The sequence below is a fragment of the Streptomyces sp. NBC_00038 genome (genome assembly GCF_026343635.1).
Lineage (GTDB): Bacteria > Actinomycetota > Actinomycetes > Streptomycetales > Streptomycetaceae > Streptomyces.
This window is the reverse complement of the sequence record NZ_JAPELQ010000001.1, coordinates 1900737-1924700: the sequence shown is the minus strand read 5'-3', so window position 1 is coordinate 1924700 and position 23964 is coordinate 1900737. Positions and strand designations below refer to the sequence as shown.

Genomic DNA, 23964 nt, shown 5'->3' with positions numbered 1-23964 from the left:
CCTCCAGCGATGGACGGATCGTCCTGTAGTACCTGCGCCGCCCCCTTCCGACATATCGAGGCGGCGGCATGATCATCCCCTTGCTGCTCCTTGGGGCGGCATTCCTGCTCATCCTCGCCAACGGATTCTTCGTCGCGGCGGAGTTCGGCCTGGTCACGGTCGACAAGCCCGACGCCGAGAAGGCGGCCGCCGAGGGCGACCGACGGGCTGCGACAGTCGTCAACTCGCTCAAGGAGCTGTCCTTCCAGCTCTCCGGCACCCAGCTCGGCATCACCATCACCTCACTCGTCGTCGGCATGCTCGCCGAACCGGCACTCGCCGAACTCCTGCACGGGCCGTTCACCGCGACCGGCCTGCCCGAGGGCGCCGTGCCCGGCGTCGCCGTGGTCGTCGGCATGCTGCTGGCCGCGGCCGTGCAGATGGTCATCGGCGAACTCGTGCCCAAGAACTGGGCCGTGTCCAAGCCCCTCCAGGTCGCCCGCTTCGTCGCGGGCCCGCAGCACATGTTCGCCCGCACGTTCCGGCCGGTGATCGCCGCGCTCAACGCGGTGGCCAACCGGCTCGTACGGGCCCTGGGCGTCGAGCCCGCCGAGGAGCTGGCCTCCGCCCGCACCCCCGGCGAACTCGTCTCCCTTGCCCGGCACTCGGCACAGGCCGGTGCCCTGGAGCAGGACACCGCGGATCTCTTCGTACGCACCATGTCGCTGGCCGATCTGACCGCGCAGCACGTCATGACGCCGCGCGTGAAGGTCAGCGCCCTGCAGTCGTCGGCGACCGCCGAGGACGTCGTCAACCTCACCCGGGCCACCGGCCTGTCCCGCTTCCCCGTCTACCGTGAGCGGATCGACGAGATCGTCGGCATGGTCCACCTCAAGGACGCCCTCGCGGTGCCCTCGCGGGACCGGCTGCGCACCCCCGTCGGCCGGATCGCCCAGGCCCCGCTGCTGGTCCCGGAGACTCTGCCGGTGCGGCCGCTACTGGAGCAGTTGCGCAGCGATCAGCCGATCGCCGTCGTCGTCGACGAGTACGGCGGCACGGCGGGCGTCGTCACCCTGGAGGACATCGTCGAGGAACTCGTCGGCGAGGTCCGCGACGAGCACGACGGACAGGATCTGCCCGAACTCGCGGCGGCACCGCCCGAGGACGGGAAGCCCGCGTGGGAGGCCGACGGCAGCTGCCGCGTCGACGTCCTCAAGCGCATAGGCCTCGACGTGCCCGAGGGCCCGTACGAGACCGTGGCGGGCCTCGTCGCCGATCTGCTCGGCCGTATCCCGGCCGCCGGTGACAAGGTGGAACTGCCGGGCTGGCGGCTGCTGGTGCGCCAGGTCGGGCACTACCGCGCCGAACGCGTACGGCTCGTGCGGACCGTGCCTGTCGCGGAGGCCGTCCGATGAGCGTGCTCCAACTCCTGTTCGCCGCCCTGCTGGTGCTCGCCAACGGCTTCTTCGTCGGCGCCGAGTTCGCGCTCGTCTCCGTACGGCGCAGCCAGATCGAACCGCTCGGGACTGCGCGTGCCCGACAGGTGCTGTACGGCCTGGAGCGACTGCCGCAGATGATGGCGGCGGCCCAGTTCGGCATCACCGTCTGCTCGTTGACGCTCGGCGCGGTCGCCGAGCCGACCGTCGCGCAGCTCCTTGAGCCGCTCTTCGAGGCGGTCCACATGCCGCACGGCGTGATCCACCCCCTCGGGTACGTCATCGCGCTCGCCTCGGTCGTCTTCTTCCACCTGGTCATCGGCGAGATGGTGCCGAAGAACCTGGCGATGGCCGCGCCCGAGAAGACGGCGCTGTGGCTCAGCCCGGGCCTGGTCGCGTTCGCGCGGCTGTGCCGGCCGGTCACCGTGGGCCTCGGGGCCTGCGCGCGGATGATCCTGAAGCTGTTCCGCGTGGAGCCCAGGGACGAGGTCGAGGCGGTCTTCACAAGTGAGCAGCTCAACCGCCTCGTCGAGGACTCCGGCCAGGCGGGCCTTCTCGACCCCGAGGAGCAGGAGCGCCTCGAGGACGCCCTGGAGCTGGGCTCCCGCCCGGTCACGGACGTCCTCCTCGACTCCGGCTCCCTGGTGACCGTGGGCCCCTCGGTCACCCCGGGCCAGGTCGTCGCGCTCACCGCCCGCACCGGGTACTCCCGGTTCCCGGTGGTCGCGGAGAACGGCGCCTTCATGGGCTACCTGCACGTGAAGGACGTACTGGACCTGGAGGAATCCGACCGGGCGGTGCCCCAGCAGAACTGGCACGCCATGACGACCCTGCGGGCCGAACTCCCCCTGGACGACGCCCTCACCGTGATGCGCCGCGCCGCGACGCACCTCGCCCAGGTCGCCGACGCGTCCGGCAAGGTCGTGGGCCTCGTCGCACTGGAGGACGTACTGGAACTCCTGGTCGGCGAGGTACGCGACCCGGCACACCGGGAGGTTCCGGCGCCGCCGGTACGGGTCTCGGAACCCCGAGCGAGCGAGGCCCCGGAGGAGGCACAGGCGCTGGCGAGCTGAGCACGGGGTTTCTTCGCCCCCGCCGCCCCTACCCTTCCCGTCCCTGGGGGCTCCCTAAAAGACTGCGCAGTTCCCCGCGCCCCTGAAGGGGCGCGGGGAACTGCGCGACAAGCCCCCACCGCCCCGCAGCGAACAAACAACCCAGGGTGTCTGGGGCGCAGCCCCAGAAGCAAGGGACGGGTAGGGGCGGAGGGGGCGAAAAAACGCCCGGAGCCGCCCCCCCCACCTACGCCGTCGACGGATCCTGCGGCCCCCGCCCGGAGAGAACCTCGCCGTACGCCTGCATCAGATCCGGCAGCCGCAGTGTCGACAAGTCGTCCCGGGACAGCACGCCGGGGTAGCCGGAGAGCCGCAGATCCCGATACGCGCAGCTCTTCTCGTACAGCGTCCGCAGAAACCGCCCGTTGCCGAGCTCGTCGATCCACCCCTGATCGACGACGTGCCCCGCGATCGAGCGCAGCTCGTCCAACGCCTCCTCGTCCCACACGTCGCCGTTCTCGGCGGCCAGAACCTCACCGATGGAGGTGAGTTCGAGCGGGCGGTAGGAGGGGAAGTCGACGCGGGTGGTGAAGCGGGAGGAGAGACCGGGGTTGGCGGTCAGCAGGCGGTCCATGCCCTCGGGGTAGCCGGCGAGTATGACGACCAGGTGGTCGCGGTTGTCCTCGGCCCGCTTCAGGAGCACCTGCAGGGCTTCGTCGCCGTACGCGTCACCCTTGCCGTAGCCGGAGTTGGACAGCGAGTACGCCTCGTCCACGAAGAGCACACCGCCGATGGCCGAGTCGATCAGCTCGTTCGCCTTCACGGCCGTCTGGCCGAGGTATTCGCCGACCAGGTCCGCCCGCTGGGCCTCCACCAGGTGGTCGCCGCCGAGCAGCCCGAGTGCGTAGAAGACCCGGCCGAGGATGCGGGCCACGGTGGTCTTACCGGTGCCCGAGGGGCCGGAGAAGACGAAGTGCCGCTTGGGCGGCTGGACCGGGAGGCCCTGCCCGGCGCGCAGTCTCGCCATGTTCAGCTGCGCGGAGAGCGCCTTCACTTGGCGCTTCACCGGCTCCAGGCCCACCATGCGCTCCAGCTCGGCGAGCGCCTCGTCGAGTAACGAGGGGTCGGTCGGCCCCGGCGGCAGCGGCTGCACCGGCACCACGGCCTTCTCGCGCACCGCGTCGGCCTCCGGCGGCAGCGCGCCCGGCGGCACAAGGCCGGGCTCCGAGAGCTTCAGGTCCCGCCCCTCGGTGCCGAACAGCGGATCGATGCCGTCGGGCCCCTCCATCATGTCCTGGCCGACTCCGGCGAGGGTGATCGCCGCGAGGTCGCTGACCTCGTCGTACCCGTCGCCCTCGGAGATCGCCGCGAGCCGCGCCGAGGTGTCCATGAAGGCGGGGTCCACCCGGTGCACGGCCCGGTACAGGGGCAGCGCGGCGGCGGACCTCCCGGTGCCCTCGTGCGCCCGCGCCAGCCAGTACCGCAGCTCCTTGCGCTGCGGCTGCTCGCTGCGACAGCGCATCAGGGCGGAGGAGAGGAGCGGCTCGGCCTGCCCGAACATCTCCAGGCGCACCCGGGCCATGCCGCCGAAGAGACCGGCCTCGATGCCCAGCATCGGATCGTGGATCAGCGGATCCGTGTGCCGGACCAACTGCTCCCAGTCCTTGACCAGATACGCGCGGCAGGCGTGCAGGAAGCGCACCTGGGGGTCGGTGTCGACGGGCGGCAGGCCCGCCAACGCCCGGTCCAGCTCGGGTACATGGCGTCCGTCCAGCCAGTGCGAGGCGTGCGCGAGCAGCAGATCGCGCGGGCTCTCAAGGACCGGCTGCACCCACCAGCCCAGCCAGTACCAGGAGTTGAGGGTACGGCGGTGGCGGGTGCGCTGCTCCCCGAAGCGCTCCCGGTGCCGGAACATCCTGAGCAGCGCGGTCGTCGTGTCCACCCGCAGCGCGTGCAGTCCGAGCCAGCCGTCCGCCATCCCCGGGTCCATCCGCACCGCGGTACGGAATTCCTCCTCCGCCTGCGGATAGGCGCCCATCGTGTAGGCGTCCACCCCCCGCAGCCAGGCGAGGTCGGCCGGGGCCTCCGGGCCCTGCGTGCCGAAGTCCATCCCGTCCCCCCACAAACCGTGCCCCCGATGGTCCTCCGCCGGGCCGGTGCCCGTCGGCAGCCTAGGTCGAACCGCTGTGCCGCGGACGGGAGTTGCACCGGTGCGCAGAGCAGCCGTCCGAATATCGCACCGAGAGGCATCGTACCTGCGAGGGAGTGCCCGGCCGAAGGGTGCCGCACGCCTCGTTCGACGAGGTGGGAGCAGATGGGGCGCACTCGGCTTGGTGACCGAGGGTGAGCGAATCGCGCCTCGGAGCGTCCGGAAACGGGCTCGGGGCAGAACGAAGCCCCCGATCACGGGGGAACAACCGGGGGCTTCGCGTCTGCGGGGCGGCCTCGATCGGCCGCACATTCAGAACGTAAGACCTGTACGGCCCCCCGGTCAAGCCGAGTTGAGGCACTGAAGGAACTTCTCACGCGAGGGTCTTCACAAGTTCAGCACACTGCGGATGGTCCATCACCGTGAGTGATGTCCAGGTCCGGTCCAAGGGTCCCAGTGGGCCCGGGAAGCACCTCATATCCCTCGGAACACTGCCGCGCCAGAAGATCGGCGAACGGCCTGGAGGGGTCCTCGGCGAAGTGCCGGCGCTCGGCGGAGACCCATTCGTCCCAGAACTCGTCCTGCGCCTCGCCGTCCCGCCGCCGCCCACGCGTCCACGCCTCGTCGTGCGGCAACTCCATCCACACCAGCCGCGCGAGATACGGGCGCAGCGCACGGCGGCCCGCGCCGACACCCTCCAGGACGATCACGGGGGCCGGCGGCAGCTCGCGGACCGGTCCGAAGCTCCGGGCGGTCCAGTCGTACGGGGCATAGCGCGCCGTCCCGCCGTGCCGCAGCGGCTCGATCACCTGGCGCAGCAGCCGCCCGGTCCAGGCGAAGAGCTCCTCGTGCGTCGCGATGTCGTCGAGGTGCAGTACGGGTGCGCCGCCCAGTTCCGCGGCCAGCCGCCCGGCGAAGGTGGTCTTTCCGGAGCCCGCGTGGCCGTCGACTCCGATCAGGCGGACCGGGCCGCAGGAGGGCGGCAGCCGGCGCAGATGTGAGGCGAGGTCTTGGATGGGAGATCCCGGGAGGGTGCGTTACTGGCGTATTTCTCATCAAAACTCTATACCGGGCGGCTGCCACGCGTCCGGGTCCACCGCGTTCCGGGCCATGCCACCGGTCCCGACCAATATTGGTGGGCGCCGCGAGGTCAAAAGTGCTGGCAGAAGCCGGGGGCGGCCTTCATAGTTGGCGCACACCCGCGCACTGGACTTGCCCGTTTCGGATCGGACACCCGGGGGTCACTCATCCATGCACAGAGCTGAACAGCCGTCCCGCAGAACTCTCCTGACCGCGGCGGTGGTCGCGGCCGCGGCGGGTGCCGCGAGTCCGGCGGCGGCCGCGGACTCACCCGAGCGCTCGGCGAGTGCCCGGTCGAAAGCGCCGTCGAAGGCGCCGTCCGGTCCCGTGGACAACCGCGCCTGGGTCTCGTACTCCGACTGGCGCGGCGGCACCGCGAAAGGCACGCGGGCGGTGCCCGGTGTCCGTCCCGGTCTGGTGATCGCGACCCCGGCCGGCACCATGACGTACACCGACCCGCACACCAACAGGACCGCCATCTGGGAGTACGCGACCTGGACGTCCCCCCTCCACAAGCTCGCGGTCCCCGCCACCGAGGCCGTCGCCTCGTGGAACGCGGACACCCCGGCCGGGACCTGGCTCCAGGTCGAGCTGACGGGCACCTACTCGGACGGAACCGAGACCCCCTGGTACGTGCTGGGCCGCTGGGCGGCCGGCGACCAGGACATCAGGCGGACCTCCGTCGACGACCAGAGCGACGGCAGGAGCAGTGTCTGGACCGACACCTTCTCCATCGACGACGCGGCCTCGGGCCTGCGCCTGGTCTCCTACCGGCTGCGACTGACGCTGTACCGCACCCCGGGCACCAAGATCACGCCCACGGTATGGCGGCTCGGCGCGATGGGCTCCGACATCCCGGACCGTTTCACCGTCCCGGCCTCCACGCCCGGCCTCGCCCAGGAGCTGAAGGTCCCGCGCTACTCGCAGGAGACCCACGCGGGCCAGTACCCCCAGTACGACAACGGCGGCGAGGCCTGGTGCAGCCCCACCTCCTCGCAGATGATCATCGAGTACTGGGGCCGCAAGCCGACGGCGGAGCAACTGGCCTGGGTCGACCCGGACTTCACGGACCCGCAGGTGTGCCACGCGGCCCGCTACACGTACGACTACCAGTACGCCGGCTGCGGCAACTGGCCCTTCAACGCCGCGTACGCGTCGACGTACAAGGACCTCCAGGGCGTGGTGACCCGGCTCGGCTCGCTGACCGAGCTGGAGACGCTGATCGCCGCCGGCATCCCGGCCATAACGTCGCAGTCGTTCCTCAAGTCCGAGCTGACCGGGGCGGGTTACGGCACCTCGGGCCACCTGATGACCGTCATCGGATTCACCGCCGACGGTGATGTGATCGCCAACGACCCGGCGTCGGCCGACGACGCCGCGGTGCGCCGCGTCTACCAGCGCCGCGAGTTCGAGAACATCTGGCTGCGCACGAAGCGGTACAACGCCGCAGGGAACGTCGCGTCCGGCACCGGTGGCGTCTGCTACCTGTACTTCCCGGCGCAACCGTCGGTGCGACAGCTCGCGGCGCTCGCGGCGGTCGGGGTCCGCTGAGGAGACGGGCGGCCCCTCACCCCCGTGAAGGGGCCGCCCGTCGGTTCAGCTCTGGACCGGAGTGACCACCCAGTCGGGGTGGCCCGGCATCGGCGGTGTCTTCGCGCCGTAGAGCCACGGGTGCAGGAAACCGTCGAGATCCTCGCCCGCGACCTTGGACGCCAGGTCGACGAAGTCCTGCGTACTCGCGGTCTTTCCGCGGTACTTGGTGACCCAGGCCCGCTCGATCTTCCCGAAGGTCTCCTGGCCGACCTGCTCGCGCAGCGCGTACAGGACGAGGGTCGAACCGTCGTACCGCATCCGCTTGAAGAGGTTCGGCTCGGTCGGTTCGGCCGGGGCGCCGTAGTCGTGGCGCCACTGGTCGTGATTCTCGTACGCGGTCTTCATGGTCTCTTCGAAGCTGACGCCGCCGTGCGCCTCGGAGTACAGCCGCTCGTAGAACCGTGCGTGGCCCTCGCTCAGCCACAGGTCGGACCAGGTCTTCATGCCCACGCTGTCGCCGGTCCACTGGTGGGTGAGCTCGTGCACCAGGTTCCGCTCGGCGCTGACCTGGTCGCCGAGCAGGTCGGCCTTCGGGATCAGGGAGAGCGTCTGGGTCTCCAGGGCGACGCCGAGGTCGGTGTCGCCGACGAGGAGGCCGTACCGGTTGAAGGGATAGGGGCCGAGCCGCTCCTCCAGCCAGGTGATGTGGCCGGCGGTGAGCTTGCGGTACTGCTCGGTCGGCGCCACCAGGTCGTCCGGGACCACATCGCGGATCGGCAGCCCGTGCGGGCCCGTGCTGTCGACGAAGGTGAACCTGCCGATCGCCAGCTGGGCGAGCTGCGCCGCCACCGGCTGTTCGGAGTCGTACGTCCACCGCACGCGCCCGTCGGCCTGCTCGGTGCGGTCGGTGAGCCTGCCGTTGGCCACGGCCGACAGTCCGGCCGGTGTGGTGATGCGGAAGGTGATGGGTGCGCGACTGCTCGGGTGGTCGTTCGACGGGAAGATCATCTTGGCGCCGTTGGGCTGCGGATAGAGCACCGTGCCGTCGGGCGTCGGGATCCAGCCGTAGTCCTCGATGGCGTCGTCGCGGTGGCGGATCTGGGTCGGGTCGGCGGTGTAGGTGACCTCGACCGTGAAGGCCTTGCCCCGGGCGAGGGTGCTCGCGGGGGTGATCACCAGCTCGTCGCCGTCGCGAACGGTGGCCGCCGGCCGCCCGTTCACGGTCACCTCGTGCAGGGTGTTGCCCGCGAAGTCCAGGTTGAAGCGGGACAGGGCCTGTGTCGCGGTCGCCTTGATCGTCGTCGACGCCGCGAAGGGGGTCTTAGGGGCCTGCCAGTCGAAGTCGAGGGTGTAGCGGCTCACCTCGTAGCCACCGTTGCCGTCGAGCGGGAAGATCGGGTCGCCGAGCCCTGCCGCACCGGGAGAAGGGGCGCCCGAGCTCGCGGAAGCGGCCTGCGAGACCGGACCCGTCAGGGCGGCCGCCACGGTGATCGCGGTCGCGAGGGCGAGACGGGCGCTGCGGCGGGGCGTCCGGAACGTGTCCATCGAGGGCCTTTCGGTCGGCTGGCTGTCGTGTGATGAGACGCACACTCTGCGGGGACCGTTGTGGGAAAAGAAGCCATTCGAAGCTGATCGAAGTGTTCGGATTTGTCTGGAGTGACCAAGGTCTCTACCACTGAAACCCGTTCCGGTGGCAAGGTGGTCGGGTCGGTGGGGAGCCGACGGGAGGCGGGGGAGTCCACCGCACCACTACGTCAGCGAGATGCCATGACCGCGAGCTCCGCCACCGCCACCCGCGTCCGCGCCCGCACGGGCGGCCCCAAGGACGACGGACCCAAGATCCTTGAGCACCTCGCCGGCTGGACCTTCGTGGTCGTCCTGGCCATGCTCGTCACGCAGCTGGGCCTGCTGTGAGCTGAACCCGCGGCGGGCGCCCGCGCGGTCGACGAGAGTCGAACGAGCAGGTGGCGTCGGTCTGCCATACTTCGGATGTCCCGCCGGCAGCCGGAGACCAGGACCGAAATTGAATAGTAGTCAACAGCGTGGCGTCGAGCGTCCAAGAGCGCGCGGTACCGACCGCTCACTGGCGCGCCGCGCCGAACTCATCGCCATCGGACGCAAGTTGTTCGCCGACACGTCGTACGACGCGCTGTCGATGGACGACATCGCGCGACAGGCGCATGTCGCCAAGGGGCTGATCTACTACTACTTCAAGTCAAAGCGCGGCTACTACCTCGCGATCATCGAGGACTCGGTCACCGAGCTGGTCTCCCGGGCGGCGAGCGGCCTCGAACTCCCCCCGGCGCAGCGCGTGCACCGCACCATCGACGGCTATCTGCGCTACGCCGAACACAACCAGTCCGCGTACCGCACGATCATCAGCGGCGGAGTCGGCTTCGACGCCGAGGTGCAGGCCGTCCGGGACGGCGTACGCGAGGTCATCGTCGAGACCATCGCCGAAGGGGCGTACGGGCGGCGCGAGATCGCACCCCTGCCGCGGATGGCCCTGCTCGGCTGGCTCTGCAGCGTCGAGGGGGCGACCCTCGACTGGATCGGCCACCAGGACCAGGTGTTGCCGCGCGACACCATGCGCGAGCTGCTGGTGAAGATGCTGGGCGGCGCCATGCGCGCGGTCGAGGAGCTGGATCCCTCGTACGTGGCCCCGGCGCCGGCCCGCCGGGACGCATGAGCGAAGGGCGGGAGCCGCCGGACTCCCGCCCCAAGTGACCTGCCAGTACGGCTAGTTGATCGACTTGATCAGCTCACCGCTCGTGGTGTCACCGCTCAGCTCCCAGAAGAAGGTGCCTCCCAGGCCCTGTGCGTTCTTGTACGTCATCTTGGTCGCGATGGTCGACGGGGTGTCGTAACTCCACCAGTTGGTACCGCACTTGGCGTACGCCGTGCCCGCGACCGTTCCTGTTGCCGGGCACTTCGTCTTGAGCACCTTGTAGTCGTCGATGCCCGCCTCGTACGTTCCCGCCGCCGCGCCGGTCGCCGTGCCGCCCGGCGTCGCCTGGGTGACCCCGGTCCAGCCGCGCCCGTAGAAGCCGATGCCGAGGAGCAGCTTCGAGGCCGGTATCCCCAGGCCCTTGAGCTTCGCGATGGTCGCGTCGGTGTAGTAGTTGGCCGTCGGGATGCCGGTGTACGAGGTCAGCGGCGAGTGCGGGGCCGTCGGCCCTGTGGCGGCCCAGGCGCCGAAGAAGTCGTACGTCATCGGGTTGTACCAGTCGACGTACTGCGCGGCGCCCGCGTAGTTCGCCGCGTCGATCTTGCCGCCGCTGGTGGCGTCGGCCGTGATCGCCGAGGTGACGAGGTTGCCCGTGCCGAACTTCGCACGCAGCGCCGCCATCAGGTTCTTGTACGCCTCCCGGCCGCTGGTGTCACAGGTGGCACCGCACGCGTTGGGGTACTCCCAGTCGATGTCGATGCCGTCGAAGACATCCGCCCACTTGGAGTTCTCGACCAGGTCGTAGCAGGACTGGGCGAACGCGGCCGGGTTCGCGGCGGCCGCGCCGAACCCGCTGGACCAGGTCCAACCGCCGAAGGACCAGAGGACCTTGAGGTTCGGGTGCAGCTTCTTCAGCTCGCGCAGCTGGTTGAAGTTGCCGCGCAGCGGCTGGTCCCAGGTGTCGGCGACACCGTCGACGGACTCGGCCGCGGTGTACGTCCGGTCGGTCGCGGCGTACGCGTCGCCCATCGCGCACTGGCCGCCGGTCACGTTGCCGAAGGCGTAGTTGATGTGCGTGAGCTTGGCCGCCGAGCCGGAGGTCTCGATGTTCTTGACGTAGTACTTGCGGTCGTAGGTGCCCCATTCGGTGAAGTAACCGACGACCTTGGAGCCGGCCGCGGCGGCCTGGGCGGCGCCGGCCTGCGTGTCGGCCGCGGCGGGGGCGGATTCGGTGGTGGCTGTCGCGGCGCCGGCGCCGGCCAGCAGCCCCGCGCCGAGAACGGCGCAACAGGCGGCGGACAGGAGCGCCCGGAAGACGGCGCGGGGACGGTGCGGTCTGCGCATCGATGTCTCCTCGTGGGGGGAGGGGAGCGTGGGGGAGTCGTGCTGGGACCTGCTGAGTGCTGTTTGGCATGAACGCGGTGAGGCGTTGGAGGAACCCTAGGAGGACTAGACCAGTGCGTCAATGGTTCGGACCAATTTCCCTTTCTTTTAGTAAGCGGTCGTTAACTGGTGACTGGGTGCCTCCGATCGGGCATACTCACAGCGCCACAGCCGCTGGTCAGCAGGTTCCGCAACCCGGAACGGCAGCATCGGTCGAGGCCAGTGAGACCAAGCGGGAGCCACCCCACCCAAGGTGAGCGTTCGCCAGTGCCCAACAGGGAGGAGAGCGTCCCCATGCCCGACCGCGCCCCGCAGCCGGTGGACCGTCAACTGCCCACGGACGAGGCCCGGGATCTGATCTCGCTCGTACGCGACATCGCGCAGCGCGAGATCGCCCCGCAGGCGGCCGAGCAGGAGGAGGCCGGGCACTTCCCGCGCGATGTCTTCCGCCTGCTGTCCGAGTCAGGACTGCTCGGTCTGCCCTATGACTCCGGGTACGGCGGCGGCGACCAGCCGTACGAGGTCTATCTCCAGGCCCTCGAAGAGCTCGCCGCGGCCCGCCTCACCATCGGCCTCGGCGTCAGCGTGCACTCCCTCGCCTGCCACGCCCTCGCGAACTACGGCACCAAGGAGCAGCAGGCCGAACATCTGCCCGCGATGCTCGGTGGCGGCCTCCTCGGCGCGTACTGCCTCTCCGAACCGTCCTCGGGCTCGGATGCCGCGTCATTGCGGACGAAGGCCGTACGGGACGGTGACGACTGGGTGATCACGGGCACCAAGGCCTGGATCACCCACGGCGGAATCGCCGACTTCTACACCGTGCTCGCGCGCAGCGGCGGCGAGGGCGCCCGCGGCATCACGGCCTTCCTGGTGCCGGGCGACGCCGAGGGCCTGAGTGCCGCGCCGCCCGAGAAGAAGATGGGCATGAAGGGCTCGCCCACCGCACAGGTCCACTTCGACGGCGTACGGGTTTCCGAGGACCGGCGGATCGGCGACGAGGGCCAGGGCTTCGCGATCGCCCTGTCCGCGCTCGACTCCGGGCGCCTCGGCATCGCGGCCTGCGCGATCGGCGTGGCCCAGGCGGCCCTCGACGAGGCCCTGGCCTACGCCACCGGCAGGCTCCAGTTCGGGCGGCCGATCTCGGACTTCCAGGGGCTGCGCTTCATGCTCGCGGACATGGCGACGCAGATCGAGGCGGGCCGGGCGCTCTACCTCGCCGCCGCACGCCTGCGCGACGAGGGCCGGCCGTTCTCCAAGCAGGCGGCCATGGCCAAGCTGCTGTGCACGGACACCGCGATGAAGGTCACCACGGACGCCGTCCAGGTCCTCGGCGGGTACGGCTACACCGCCGACTTCCCCGTCGAGCGCTACATGCGCGAGGCCAAGGTCCTCCAGATCGTCGAAGGCACCAATCAGATCCAGCGGATGGTCATCGCCCGTCACCTCGCGGGTCCTGAGTCCCGCTGAACTGCCCGTGGCCGTACATCGTCGAAGGCGACGCCAGCCGGACCCACTCCGGGTCGTGGCGCCCCGGCAGCGTACGGCCTCGGTCGGACCAGGTGCGGATGAGGGCGCGGTAGATGGGGGGATCCTGGAGCGGCGGCGCCTGCTGAACCGGCCGCTGAACCGATTCTGCGGGAGCCGGAACGAGGATCCTGCGCCGACGCCCGGTCGCTGAATATGTGGGGGTCATACCGGGGCAACGCATGGGCGGGCGGGCAGGACACCGGCCCCCGGAATCGACCGTGAGTTCGCGGCGAGCCCGTACGGGGGCTTCGGACGGGCGCGCGATCTGGCCCCCGGCAGGCATCTGACGTACCGTCAACTGCGCCGCCGGGGGCCCGCACCCCTCCGGGTGACGTCAACTGCCGCGCGCCCAGGGAGGCCTGCCGTGCCCGACGACCGCCCCGTTGCCCTCGACGAGTACCCCGTGCACCAGGTGCCCCTGTCCATGAAGCATGTGGCGACCGGGGACCGGAACGCCTACGACCGCTGCATCTTCCACGTCTTCGACCACCGCGGGCGGGCGCTGCTGATCGTGGGGCTCGGCGTGTATCCGAACGCCGGGGTGATCGACGCGTACGCCACCCTGCGGGACGGGGACCGCCTGCACGCCGTACGGGCGTCGGACGCGCTCGGCGACGACCGGATGAACCTCTCCGTGGGGCCGCTGCGGATCACGGTCGAGGAGCCACTGCGCCGGCTGCGGCTCCAGTTGGAGACCGACGCACTGCCGGGTTCCCGGGCGGACTCCTTGTCGTACGACATCACCTGGACCGCCGACTTCCCCGCCCTCTGGGAGCCGCATCACGTCCAGCGCCGCGGTGGCCGGCTCACCCTGGAGGGGCGCCGCTTCGTGCAGGCGGGCGGTGTCGAGGGGGTGATCCGCGTCGACGGCGAGGACATACCCGTGGGGGCGGGCGAGTGGACCGGCACCCGCGACCGCAGCTGGGGCGTGCGCCCGATTCCGGGCGAGGAGGGCGGCCGGCTCGCGGACGAGAACCCGACCGAGGGATTCCACTGGCTCTGGTGCCCGGTGCGCTTCGAGGACCGGTTCCTGATGGTCGTCATCCAGGAGGACGCCGACGGACATCGCACCCTCAACGACGCCACACTCGTACGCGACGGGCATCGCGACCTCCAACTCGGCTGGCCCCAGGCCGACATCACCTACCGCCCGGGTACCCGCCACCCCACGTCCGCCGTCATCCACCTCACGCATCCGGCGGACCGCAAGCCCATGGAACTGGGCGTGGAGGTCCTCACCTCCTCCCCGCTGGCCGTGGGCGCCGGCTATCCGCCCGCCGACGACTGGCAGCACGGCACCTGGCGCGGCCGCGGCTGGACCGACCGCCGCGTCTACGACCTCTCCGACCCGGCGGCTCACCCCCTCGCCGGGTACGGGGTGATCGACCACGCCGCCCGCTTCACGCTGAACGGCCGGACCGGGCACGGGATCTTCGAGCACGGCTCGTTCGGCCGCCACGATCCCAGCGGCTTCACCGGATTCGACTCGGTCGCGCGCTGAAGGGGCCCTGAGATGACCACAGCACCCCGCCCGCGTACGACGACACGCGACCTCCAGGAGCTGACCGGCCGGCTGACCGGCTGGCTCGCCACCCGCCTCCCCGGCGCCAGGGCGGTGAACGTGACCGTCCCCGAGTCCAACGGCATGTCCAGCGAAACCCTGCTCTTCGACATCGAGCACCCCGAACCGCCCCTGCGCGCCTGCGCGTTGAGACTGGCGGCGGACCCGGCGGCGTACACGGTCTTCCCCGTCTACGACATGCCCAGGCAGTACCGCACGATGCGGCTGGTCGCGGAGCACACCGACCTGCCCGTGCCCCGCGTGCTGTGGCTGGAGGAGGACCCGGGCCCGCTCGGGGCGCCGTTCTTCGTCATGGAACGCATCGCGGGACGAGTGCCGCCGGACGTCATGCCCTATACGTACGAGGGGAATTGGCTGCACGCGGCGAGCGACGAAGAGCGCGAACTCCTCGAGTCGGCCTCGATCGGACTTCTGGCGCGTCTCCACGACCAAGTACCGGTGAGGGAGGCGGACTTCCTGTCCCTGGCGGGCGACCGCAGCCCACTGCGCCGCCACGTCGAGGCCCAACGCACCTACTACGAATGGGTGATTGACGGACTGTCACGCTCGCCCCTCATCGAGAGCGCCTTCGCCCGGCTCGACGACCTGTGGCCGCGCGAGGAGGGCGAGGCGGTGCTCAACTGGGGCGACGCGCGCATCGGGAACGTCATCTACGACGGTTTCGAACCCGTCGCCGTCCTCGACTGGGAGATGGCGGCCCTGGCCCCGCGCGAGGTGGACCTCGGCTGGACCGTCTATCTGCACCGCTTCTTCCAGGACCTCACCGTGAGCTTCGGCCAGGCGGGCCTGCCCGACTTCCTGCGCCGCGACCGGGTGGAGCGGCGCTACGCCGAACTCACCGGCCACACACCGCGGGACATGGACTTCTACACGCTGTACGCCGCTCTGCGCCACGCGATCCTGATGCTGCGCATCGCCTACCGCCAGGCGCACTTCGGCGAGGTCACCGTCCCCCGGGACCCGGACACACTGATCCTGCACCACGACAGCCTGCGAGCCATGGTGCAGGGCAGCTACTGGAGTTGACCGGTCGTCGGTCGCGGAACCGCGAGGACGGTCAGGCGGCCAGGCGCCGCATCTCGGGGACGCGGATCGGGCGCGAACTCGGTCCGCCCACGTGCGAGAACGGCTGGGTCCGCCAGTCGAGGCCCTGAGGGAGCGTCAACAGCAGGGCCGTGTCCTGCTCCTGGAGTTCCGTGGTCTCGTCCGCGGGCCGTGCGTCGTCCGCCGCGCGGCCCGTACCGGTGCAGACCGTGAGACCGAACGGGTTCCACGGCGAGGCACACAGCGCGTGCTCGGGCAGGACCTCCTCGTCCGCCAGGAGCGCGATGGGCTGCGCGCAGTCCGGGCAGATCACCCGGTACATCTCGAAGGTGTCGTACGCGTCGAACTCCTCACCGTCCAGGGCGTCGGGTTCGACGCCCTCCGGCTCGGGTTCGGACACGGCCAGCTGCCGCTTGGACGCGGTACGACCAGGGCGCTTAAGACTCTGCATGGGTTTCTCCCCCTCGGGTGGGCCGACAAGGCACTGCGGCCTCGACCACAGCAAGCACTTCCCGTCCCGTCTCTGCCGTAATCACGAGAACATCACGGACCCCGTTCCGACTATGTGGCGTTCGTCACATGCCGCCCGCAGGTGCCCGACCCGGTGGATTTGTCCCCCCGCCGCCTCGCGGGCCACTCCCGGCTACATCACAAACCGGGTATGACCTGCGCCGCTCAGGTATCCGACGGGATCAAGGGCCCTGTAGGTTCTTGCGCCATGGAGGAGCTGGACCGACAAATCGTGCAGCTGCTCGTCGCGGACGGGCGGATGAGTTACACCGACTTGGGCAAGGCCACGGGCCTGTCCACGTCTGCCGTGCACCAGCGGGTGCGCCGGCTGGAGCAGCGCGGCGTCATCCGCGGCTATGCCGCGGTCGTTGACCCGGAGGCCGTCGGGCTGCCTCTGACCGCCTTCATCTCGGTGAAGCCGTTCGACCCCAGCGCCCCCGACGACATCGCGGAACGCCTCGCCGGCGTCCCCGAACTCGAGGCCTGCCACAGTGTCGCGGGCGACGAGAACTACATCCTCAAGGTGCGCGTCTCGACCCCGCACGAGCTGGAGGAGCTCCTCGCCCGGCTGCGCACCCTCGCGGGCGTGTCGACACGGACGACGGTGGTGCTGTCGACGCCCTACGAGGCGCGGCCGCCCCGGATCTGACGGCCCCCGGCGCGGGGTGAGCGCCGGCAGGGGCGAGACTGTTCCCCATGAGTGAGAGCACCGCCCCGTCGGACACCGTGCTGCTGCGCGGTGGAGAAGTCCACAGTCCCGCCGATCCCTTCGCCACCGCGATGGTCGTCGAACGCGGGCAGGTCGCCTGGGTCGGCTCGGAGGGCGCCGCCGACGCCTTCGCGGACGGGGTCGACGAGATCGTGGACCTCGAAGGCGCGCTGGTCACCCCGGCGTTCACCGACGCACACGTGCACACCACCTCGACCGGCCTCGCGCTCACCGGCCTCGACCTGTCCGACGCCCCCTCCCTGGACGCCGCGCTCGCCCTCGTACGGGACTTCGCAGTCGCCCGCCCCGCCGACCGGGTCCTCCTCGGTCACGGCTGGGACGCCGCCCGCTGGCCCGGCGGACGCCCTCCGACGCGCGCCGAACTCGACGAGGCGACCGGCGGACGCCCGCTGTACCTCTCGCGCATCGACGTCCACTCGGCCGTCGTCACCACCGCCCTCCTGGACCTCGTTCCGGGGGTCACCGCACGCGCCGGGTACCAGGACGGCCCGCTGACCCGCGACGCCCACCACGCCGTCCGTGCCGCCGCCCTCGGCGCCATCACCGGGGAGCAGCGCACCCAGGCCCAGCGCGCCGCGCTCGCCCACGCCGCCTCCCTCGGCATCGGCTCCGTCCACGAGTGCGCGGGCCCGGACATCTCCTCCGAGGACGACTTCACCGGACTGCTGCGGCTCGCCGCGGAGGAGGCGGGCCCCCGGGTCGTCGGCTACTGGGCAGAGCAGAACATCGACAAAGTCCGCGCCCTGGGTGCGATCGGCGCCGCCGGTGACCTCTTCGTCGACGGCTCTCTCGGCTCGTACACCGCCTGTCTGCACCAGCCGTACGCCGACGCCGCCCACACCGGCACCGCCTACCTCGACGCGGCAGCCGTCGCCGCCCATGTCGCCGCGTGCACCGAGGCGGGCCTCCAGGCGGGCTTCCACGCCATCGGGGACGCCGCGGTGACCTCCGTGGTCGAAGGAGTGCGTGCCGCCGCCGAGAGGGTCGGCCTGGCCCGCGTGCGCGCCGCCCGGCACCGCGTCGAGCACGCCGAGATGCTCACCCCCGAGACCATCGCGGCCTTCGCCGAGCTGGGCCTCACCGCCTCCGTGCAGCCCGCCTTCGACGCGCTCTGGGGCGGCGAGGACGGCATGTACGTCCAACGCCTGGGTGCCGAACGGGCCCGTACGCTCAACCCGTTCGCGGCCCTGCTGCGCACCGGCGTGCCGCTCGCCTTCGGTTCCGACAGCCCCGTCACGCCCTTCGACCCGTGGGGCACCGTCCGCGCGGCGGCCTTCCACCGGACGCCCGAGCACCGGGTGTCCGTACGCGCCGCATTCACGGCGCATACGCGCGGTGGATGGCGGGCGATCGGACGGGACGACGCGGGTGCCCTGGTGCCGGGCGCGCCCGCCGACTACGCCGTGTGGCGCACCGAGGACCTCGTCGTGCAGGCCCCCGACGACCGGGTCGCACGGTGGTCCACCGACCCTCGCTCCGGCACCCCGGGGCTGCCGGATCTGACCCCCGGGAACGACCTGCCCGTCTGCCTGCGCACCGTCGTGGGCGGCCGGACGGTATTCGTACGGCCTAACGAGTGATGTCCCGGGGTGGCGCGGCTCCGATCAGCGCCCGCCGCCGCGTCGCGCGACCTGCGCATCCTCCGCACTGACCAGGCATTTGAGGGTAAAAGTGCAGGTCAGGCGGCTGTTGACAGCTGGCCGCAGGTGGCGGGTAGGTTCGGCCGGGTCCACCACCGGACGTCCGACGGGGGAACTTCCGCGCGGTCTCGAAGCGCCGCTGGGTCAGGGGCGGTGTGCCGCACCGGCGCACCACCACTGGGAGCCAGGCCCAGCACCCGCGCAACGAGAGGCGAGGGAACGTTCCGACACGTCGGCAGGTGTGACCCGGGTGGGGCCCGGACGTTCAGTAGACAACGGCTTTCGGTCGACCCGCAGCCAGCGGGTCCCTGGTCGGCCCGAAGGGCGCCGGGCCCCGATCCGCAGCATGCGAGCTGCGCCGGGCGGGTTTTCCTCTTACCCGCCTCTTGGCGAATCGACACCCCCGTACCGACGCCGCGGAGTGGCAGCGCAGGTTGGGGCCACTATGGTGGACCCCTGCGTACGGACTCGAAGGGGCAGCAGTGAACGACGGCGACGCGACCCTGGCGGCGGAAGCCCAGGGGAGACAGTTCGGCCCGCTCGGCACGGCCTTGGTGATCATCCCGACCTACAACGAGGCGGAGAACATCAAGAAGATCGTCGGCAGGGTGCGCACCGCCGTGCCCGCGGCGCACGTCCTGGTGGCCGACGACAACAGCCCCGACGGCACCGGCAAACTCGCCGACGAGGTGGCCGCCGAGGACGAGCAGGTCCAGGTGCTGCACCGCAAGGGCAAGGAAGGCCTCGGTGCCGCCTATCTCGCGGGCTTCCGCTGGGGCATCGAGCACGGCTATGGCGTACTCGTCGAGATGGACGCCGACGGCTCCCACCAGCCGGAGGAACTGCCCCGCCTGCTGACCGCCCTCAAGGGTGCCGACCTCGTGCTCGGCTCGCGCTGGGTACCGGGCGGGCGGGTCGTGAACTGGCCCAAGTCCCGCGAGTTCATCTCGCGCGGCGGCAGTCTGTACTCCCGGGTCCTGCTCGACGTGCCGATCCGCGATGTCACGGGCGGCTACCGTGCCTTCCGCAGCGAGACCCTCCAAGGCCTCGGCCTCACCGAGGTCGCCTCCCAGGGGTACTGCTTCCAGGTCGACCTGGCCCGGCGCGCGGTCAAGGCCGGCTATCACGTGGTCGAGGTGCCGATCACCTTCGTCGAGCGGGAACTCGGCGACTCCAAGATGAGCCGTGACATCCTCGTGGAGGCCCTCTGGCGGGTCACCACCTGGGGCGTGGGGGAGCGGTTGGGACGGATCACGGGGCGCAAGTCCCGCTGACGGCGATTCGACCGACGTACGGCCTCTGTTGGGCGCCCAGGCCCTCGCAGGCGTTCCGTCCCCGGCCCACAGGCGCTGTTGATCATCCGCTTATCCCGTACTGAGCCGCGCCCAGGCACACTGGGAACATGACGACTGGCGCTTCGACTCCCACGTACCCCGCTCGGCCGCGGCGCTCGCGGCTGCGCACCTTCCTGCCGCTCGGCATCGCCGTGTGGCTGGTGCTGGAGATCTGGCTGCTGACCGTGGTGGCGGGCGCGGCGAGCGGCCTCACGGTCTTCCTGCTGCTTGTCGCGGCATTCATCCTCGGCTCCGTGGTCATCAAGCGGGCCGGGCGCCGGGCCTTCCGCAACCTCAGCGAGACGCTGCAACAGCAGCAGAGCGGGGTGGCGCCCGAGAGCGGGACCGGCAAGGGCGACGGCAACGGCCTGATGATGCTCGGCGGCCTCCTCCTGATGCTCCCCGGCCTGATCTCCGACGCCGTCGGCCTTCTTCTGCTGATCCCGCCGGTCCAGAAGGCCCTCAGCCGCTACGCGGAGCGGACGATCGACCGCAAGATCGCGGCGGCCGCCCCGGGAACGCTGGGCGACGCCTTCCAGCAGGCACGTATGCACCGCCCGGACGGCAAGGTCGTGCAGGGCGAGGTCATCAGGGACGAGGACCGCCGACAGGAGCCGGGCCCGCGCCCGCCGCTGAACGGCTGAGCGGTCGCCCTGGGGGTGCGGCCCCCAGGGTCGGCACCCCTGGACGCCCCCGGAACGCACAAAGCCACGGACCCCGTACCCATCAGGTACGGCGCCCGCGGCTGCGTGCGTTCGTGGTATGCCACCCAACCCCCGGAGGGGTTACGCGGACTTGCGGCTGTCCCGCGGATGTACCGCGATGTTCATCGCGCCGGAGCGCAGAACCGCCAGACGCTCCTCAAGGACCTCTTCGAGTTCCTCTCGGGTGCGTCGCTCCATCAGCATGTCCCAATGTGTACGCGCGGGCTTGGCCTTCTTTTCCTCAGGGCCGTCGCCGTCCACCAGGAGTGCCTGGGCCCCACAGACCTTGCACTCCCACTCGGACGGGATCTCCGCCTCGACCGAGAAGGGCATCTCAAAGCGATGTCCCTTCTCGCATGCGTACTCCACGGCCTGGCGCGGGGCCAGGTCGATGCCGCGGTCCGTCTCGTAGCTTGTCACCACGAGCCGCGTACCGCGAAGAGCTCGCTCACTCATGAATCGTGCCTCCCGGGCTTGTCGCCCACAGGACAGGTGTCGCTGTCGTCGTCATCCGGTCAACGTCCGGTCGGCGGTAAAGATTCCCGTTCCGGGGTCATGCGTCGCCGTCGTAGCCGCCCCTTGTTGTACCCACCAGCGCCCGGTTTGTCACATCTGACAGCAGATGTCACCCGGCGTTTCAGTATCTTGACGCGCAGTAACGGTACGCCTGGCAGGCCAAACGCGTACACTACCGGCCTTTGGCCTCCGGCGCTAAATCCTGTCGGGTACGGGATTGCCCGCGTCGCGTATCGCCTGCCGCACCGGCACCCTCGCGAGCAGCACGAATCCGATGACGAAGAAGGCCACGAGGGAGATGATCGCGTCCCGATAACTTCCGGTCAGCTGGTACGTGAGCCCGAAGAGAAGCGGGCCCAGCCAGCTCATTCCGCGGTCGCTCATCTCGTACGCGGAGAAGTACTCGGCCTCCTTGCCGCTCGGCACGAGATGCGAGAACAGGGAGCGCGACAGGGCCTGGCTGCCGCCGAGGACGAGCCCGATGCCGGCGGCCAGCACGAAGAACCAGACGGGCGCGCCGGCGGGCAGGAAGTACCCGGCGCCGAGTGTCACGGTCCAGGCGACGAGTGAGCCGAGGATCGTACGTTTCGCGCCGTACCTGCGCGCCAGCCGTCCCATGCCAAGGGCGCCCCCGACCGCGAGCACCTGGACCAGCAGCACGGCGACGATCAGGGTCGACTGACCGAGGCCCAGTTCCTCCGAACCGTAGATCGAGGCCTGCGAGATGACCGTCTGGATGCCGTCGTTGTAGACGAGGTAGGCGAGAAGGAAGGACAGGGTGAGCGGTTTGCCGCGCATGTCGCGCACGGTGGCGGCCAGTTGGCGCCATCCGGGCGCGGTCGCCGTCCTGGCAGCGGTCTTTCGGCGGTCGTCGCGCAGACGCTTGAGCGGTACGAGGGTGAAGGCGCCCCACCAGACGCCCGCCGAGGCCAGACAGATGCGGACCGCCGTCGACTCGGAGACGCCGAAGGTGTCGTGGGCCGTGAACAGGATCAGGTTCGCGATCAGGACGAGTGAGCCCGCCGCGTAGCCGAAGGCCCAGCCACGGGACGAGACCGCGTCGCGCTCCTCGGGCGGGGCGATCTGCGGCAGGTAGGAGTTGTAGAGGACCATCGACACGGCCACCGAGGCATTGGCGACGATCAGCAGCAGGCCACCGAGCAGATAGCGGTCGCCGTCCAGGAAGAACATGCCCGTGGTGGCCGCGGCGCCCACATAGGCGGCAGCCGCGAGCAGCGGCTTCTTGCGGCCCGTGCGGTCGGCGGCCGCGCCCGCGATCGGCATCACGAAGATCGACAGGATCACGGACACCGAGACCGAGTACGCGAAGAAGGAGCCGGCGCGGATCGGTATCCCCAGGGGATGCACGAAGCCGTCCGCGTCCGCCGCCGCCTTGGCGACCGACGTCAGATAAGGGCCGAGGAACACGGTGAGCACGCTCGTCGAGTAGACGGAGCACGCCCAGTCGTACATGTACCAGCCGTGTTGCTCGCGCCGCCGCTCGGCGGCCTCGTCGGCCGCTTCCGCGCGCACGGTGTCAGTGCCCACCCGTGCCCCTCGCTTCCCGTGAACGGACCGCGCGGTGGGCTCAGACCCAGGTGCCCCGGTCCTCCAGGACCCTGCGCAGCGTGTCGATGTGATCGGTCATGATGCCATCGACTCCCAGGTCCAGGAGCCGGTGCATGCGATCGGCTTCGTTCACCGTCCACACGTGGACCTGCAACCCGCGCGCGTGGGCGGCGCGCAGGAAACGCCGGTCGACCACCGGCACCCCCGACTGGGACACGGGCACCTGGGCGGCGACCGCCGAGCCGCGCACCGCGGCCGGTATGCCGTACGAGCGCAGCCGCAGCCCCAGGACGCCCCGGGTGCCGTACGAGGTGGCGAGGCGCGGACCGGCCAGGCGCTGGGCGCGGAAGACGCGCGCCTCGGAGAACGAGCCGACGCAGACACGGTCCCAGGAGTCGGTGCGGCCGATCAGATCGAGCAGGGGATGGAGGGCGGGTTCCGCCTTGATGTCGACGTTCCAGCGCACCTCGGGAAAGGTTTCGAGCAGCTCTTCGAAGAGGGGGACCGGCTCTTTGCCCGCCACGCGCGCGTGGCGCACGTCCTCCCACGGGAGGTCCGCGATCCGGCCCGCCCCGTCCGTCACCCGGTCCAGGGTCGAGTCGTGGAAGGCGACGAGCTTGCCGTCCGCCGTCGCGTGTACGTCCGTCTCGATGTAGCGGTAACCCGCCTCCACCGCCCGCCGGAACTGGGTCAGGGTGTTCTCCAGACCGTCCGCCGCGCCGCCCCGGTGTGCGAAGGGGATCGGGCCGGGGTGGTCGAGGTACGGGTGGCGTATACGCGTGCTCACCCGGGAAGTATGGCGCGCTCCGGTTGACCGGTGGCAACGACCGTGCTGCCGCCCGGTGCCGTGGGGACGGCGAACACGCGCAGGAAGAACTGCGCGAGCGGGCCGATCGCGACGGCGTACAGCACGGTGCCGACGCCGACCGTGCCGCCGAGGGCGAAGCCGGTCGCCACGACCGCCACTTCGATGGCCGTGCGCATCAGGCGGATCGAGCGGCCGGTCCGCTGGTGCAGGCCTGTCATCAGGCCGTCGCGCGGTCCCGGACCGAAGCGTGCGGTGATGTAGAGGCCGGTCGCCGCACCGTTCAGCAGGATGCCCGCCACGAGAAGGGGAATCCGTACGGCCAGGGTGTGCGCGTCGGGCAGGAGGGCGAGGGTGCCGTCCATGGCGATGCCGACCACGAACACGTTGGAGACCGTGCCCAGGCCCGGGCGCTGGCGGAGCGGGATCCACAGGAGCAGCACCGCCGCGCCCACGAAGATCGACACCACGCCGATCGTCAGGCCGGTCAGCTCGGCCAGCCCCTGGTGCAGCACGTTCCAGGGTTCCAGGCCGAGGCCCGACTCCACCAGCAGGGCCGAGCTCGCGCCGTACAGCGCCAGGCCGGCGTACAGCTGGACCAGTCGACGCGGGAGCCGTCCGGACTTGAGGAGTCCGGTTTCCGGGTGGGTGGACAAGATGAAGCCCCCTGTGGTGGTCGTGGCCTGACTCATGACACTCTGTGGCTTGAGAAGGAACCACATC

The 23964-nt window shown here is 70.6% G+C and carries 21 protein-coding genes; 12 read left to right on the top strand and 9 right to left on the bottom strand.

Annotated elements, in window-relative coordinates; all coding sequences use genetic code 11:
- The first annotated feature begins 68 nt into the window (after positions 1-68).
- Positions 69-1394, top strand: coding sequence for a hemolysin family protein (locus tag OG219_RS08915; protein ID WP_266824665.1), 1326 nt, complete (start codon positions 69-71; stop codon positions 1392-1394).
- The gene (locus OG219_RS08910; protein WP_266824663.1) at positions 1391-2488 is read left to right on the top strand and encodes a hemolysin family protein; all 1098 of its coding nucleotides are present in this window, start codon (positions 1391-1393) and stop codon (positions 2486-2488) included. The genes OG219_RS08915 and OG219_RS08910 overlap by 4 nt, the downstream gene beginning before the upstream one ends.
- 226 nt (positions 2489-2714) lie before the next feature.
- On the opposite strand, the gene OG219_RS08905 is transcribed toward OG219_RS08910, so the two are convergent.
- Positions 2715-4577 carry an AAA family ATPase gene (locus tag OG219_RS08905; RefSeq protein WP_266824661.1) on the bottom strand — a complete coding sequence of 621 codons (1863 nt, stop codon included), beginning with the start codon at positions 4575-4577 and terminating at the stop codon, positions 2715-2717.
- Positions 4578-5011: 434 nt separating this feature from the next.
- Positions 5012-5632: a uridine kinase gene (locus OG219_RS08900; protein ID WP_266836041.1), complete on the bottom strand. Its 621-nt coding sequence runs from the start codon at positions 5630-5632 to the stop codon at positions 5012-5014.
- Between the two features lie 235 nt (positions 5633-5867).
- Between OG219_RS08900 and OG219_RS08895 the strand changes: the two genes are divergently transcribed.
- The gene (locus tag OG219_RS08895) at positions 5868-7247 is read left to right on the top strand and encodes a peptidase C39 family protein (protein ID WP_266824659.1); all 1380 of its coding nucleotides are present in this window, start codon (positions 5868-5870) and stop codon (positions 7245-7247) included.
- Between the two features lie 45 nt (positions 7248-7292).
- On the opposite strand, the gene OG219_RS08890 is transcribed toward OG219_RS08895, so the two are convergent.
- Positions 7293-8774 carry a M1 family metallopeptidase gene (locus OG219_RS08890; RefSeq protein WP_266824657.1) on the bottom strand — a complete coding sequence of 494 codons (1482 nt, stop codon included), beginning with the start codon at positions 8772-8774 and terminating at the stop codon, positions 7293-7295.
- Between the two features lie 222 nt (positions 8775-8996).
- Here OG219_RS08890 and OG219_RS08885 point away from each other — a divergent pair, with 222 nt between their 5' ends.
- The gene (locus OG219_RS08885) at positions 8997-9143 is read left to right on the top strand and encodes an SCO1431 family membrane protein (protein WP_266824655.1); all 147 of its coding nucleotides are present in this window, start codon (positions 8997-8999) and stop codon (positions 9141-9143) included.
- 109 nt (positions 9144-9252) lie between these two features.
- A complete protein-coding gene (locus tag OG219_RS08880; RefSeq protein WP_266824653.1) occupies positions 9253-9918 on the top strand; it encodes a TetR/AcrR family transcriptional regulator in 666 nt (221 codons plus the stop codon).
- A gap of 51 nt (positions 9919-9969) precedes the next feature.
- Here the strand turns inward: OG219_RS08880 and OG219_RS08875 are convergent, their stop codons facing one another.
- Positions 9970-11241, bottom strand: coding sequence for a glycoside hydrolase family 18 protein (locus OG219_RS08875; RefSeq protein ID WP_266824651.1), 1272 nt, complete (start codon positions 11239-11241; stop codon positions 9970-9972).
- A 333-nt stretch (positions 11242-11574) separates the two neighbouring features.
- Here OG219_RS08875 and OG219_RS08870 point away from each other — a divergent pair, with 333 nt between their 5' ends.
- The 3 genes from OG219_RS08870 to OG219_RS08855 all read left to right on the top strand — a co-directional run bounded on the left by OG219_RS08870 (position 11575) and on the right by OG219_RS08855 (position 15415).
- Positions 11575-12747 carry an acyl-CoA dehydrogenase family protein gene (locus OG219_RS08870; RefSeq protein WP_266824649.1) on the top strand — a complete coding sequence of 391 codons (1173 nt, stop codon included), beginning with the start codon at positions 11575-11577 and terminating at the stop codon, positions 12745-12747.
- A gap of 424 nt (positions 12748-13171) precedes the next feature.
- Complete coding sequence (locus tag OG219_RS08860; protein WP_266824645.1) at positions 13172-14308, top strand: hypothetical protein; 1137 nt, start codon at positions 13172-13174, stop codon at positions 14306-14308.
- 12 nt (positions 14309-14320) lie between these two features.
- Positions 14321-15415: a phosphotransferase family protein gene (locus OG219_RS08855; RefSeq protein ID WP_266824643.1), complete on the top strand. Its 1095-nt coding sequence runs from the start codon at positions 14321-14323 to the stop codon at positions 15413-15415.
- A 31-nt stretch (positions 15416-15446) separates the two neighbouring features.
- Here OG219_RS08855 and OG219_RS08850 read toward each other — a convergent pair whose 3' ends face one another.
- Positions 15447-15884: a hypothetical protein gene (locus tag OG219_RS08850; RefSeq protein ID WP_266824641.1), complete on the bottom strand. Its 438-nt coding sequence runs from the start codon at positions 15882-15884 to the stop codon at positions 15447-15449.
- Positions 15885-16151: 267 nt separating this feature from the next.
- Between OG219_RS08850 and OG219_RS08845 the strand changes: the two genes are divergently transcribed.
- The 4 genes from OG219_RS08845 to fxsA all read left to right on the top strand — a co-directional run bounded on the left by OG219_RS08845 (position 16152) and on the right by fxsA (position 20291).
- On the top strand, positions 16152-16592 hold the full coding sequence (locus OG219_RS08845; protein ID WP_266824639.1) for an Lrp/AsnC family transcriptional regulator: 441 nt from the start codon (positions 16152-16154) through the stop codon (positions 16590-16592).
- 47 nt (positions 16593-16639) lie between these two features.
- Positions 16640-18253, top strand: a complete 1614-nt coding sequence (locus tag OG219_RS08840; RefSeq protein WP_266824637.1) for an amidohydrolase — start codon at positions 16640-16642, stop codon at positions 18251-18253.
- Between the two features lie 542 nt (positions 18254-18795).
- Positions 18796-19587 carry a polyprenol monophosphomannose synthase gene (locus tag OG219_RS08835; RefSeq protein ID WP_266824635.1) on the top strand — a complete coding sequence of 264 codons (792 nt, stop codon included), beginning with the start codon at positions 18796-18798 and terminating at the stop codon, positions 19585-19587.
- Between the two features lie 128 nt (positions 19588-19715).
- Positions 19716-20291 carry an FxsA family membrane protein gene (gene fxsA / locus OG219_RS08830; RefSeq protein ID WP_266824632.1) on the top strand — a complete coding sequence of 192 codons (576 nt, stop codon included), beginning with the start codon at positions 19716-19718 and terminating at the stop codon, positions 20289-20291.
- A gap of 141 nt (positions 20292-20432) precedes the next feature.
- Here fxsA and OG219_RS08825 read toward each other — a convergent pair whose 3' ends face one another.
- From OG219_RS08825 to OG219_RS08810, 4 genes are all read right to left on the bottom strand, one after another.
- Positions 20433-20807 (bottom strand): RNA polymerase-binding protein RbpA, encoded by a 375-nt coding sequence (locus tag OG219_RS08825; RefSeq protein ID WP_164314920.1) that lies wholly within the window; start codon positions 20805-20807, stop codon positions 20433-20435.
- A gap of 255 nt (positions 20808-21062) precedes the next feature.
- Positions 21063-22415 carry an MFS transporter gene (locus OG219_RS08820; protein WP_266824629.1) on the bottom strand — a complete coding sequence of 451 codons (1353 nt, stop codon included), beginning with the start codon at positions 22413-22415 and terminating at the stop codon, positions 21063-21065.
- Between the two features lie 40 nt (positions 22416-22455).
- A complete protein-coding gene (locus OG219_RS08815) occupies positions 22456-23223 on the bottom strand; it encodes a glycerophosphodiester phosphodiesterase (RefSeq protein ID WP_266824626.1) in 768 nt (255 codons plus the stop codon).
- Complete coding sequence (locus OG219_RS08810; RefSeq protein WP_266824623.1) at positions 23220-23933, bottom strand: YitT family protein; 714 nt, start codon at positions 23931-23933, stop codon at positions 23220-23222. Before OG219_RS08810 ends, OG219_RS08815 begins: the two co-directional genes overlap by 4 nt.
- Between the last annotated feature and the right edge of the window lie 31 nt (positions 23934-23964).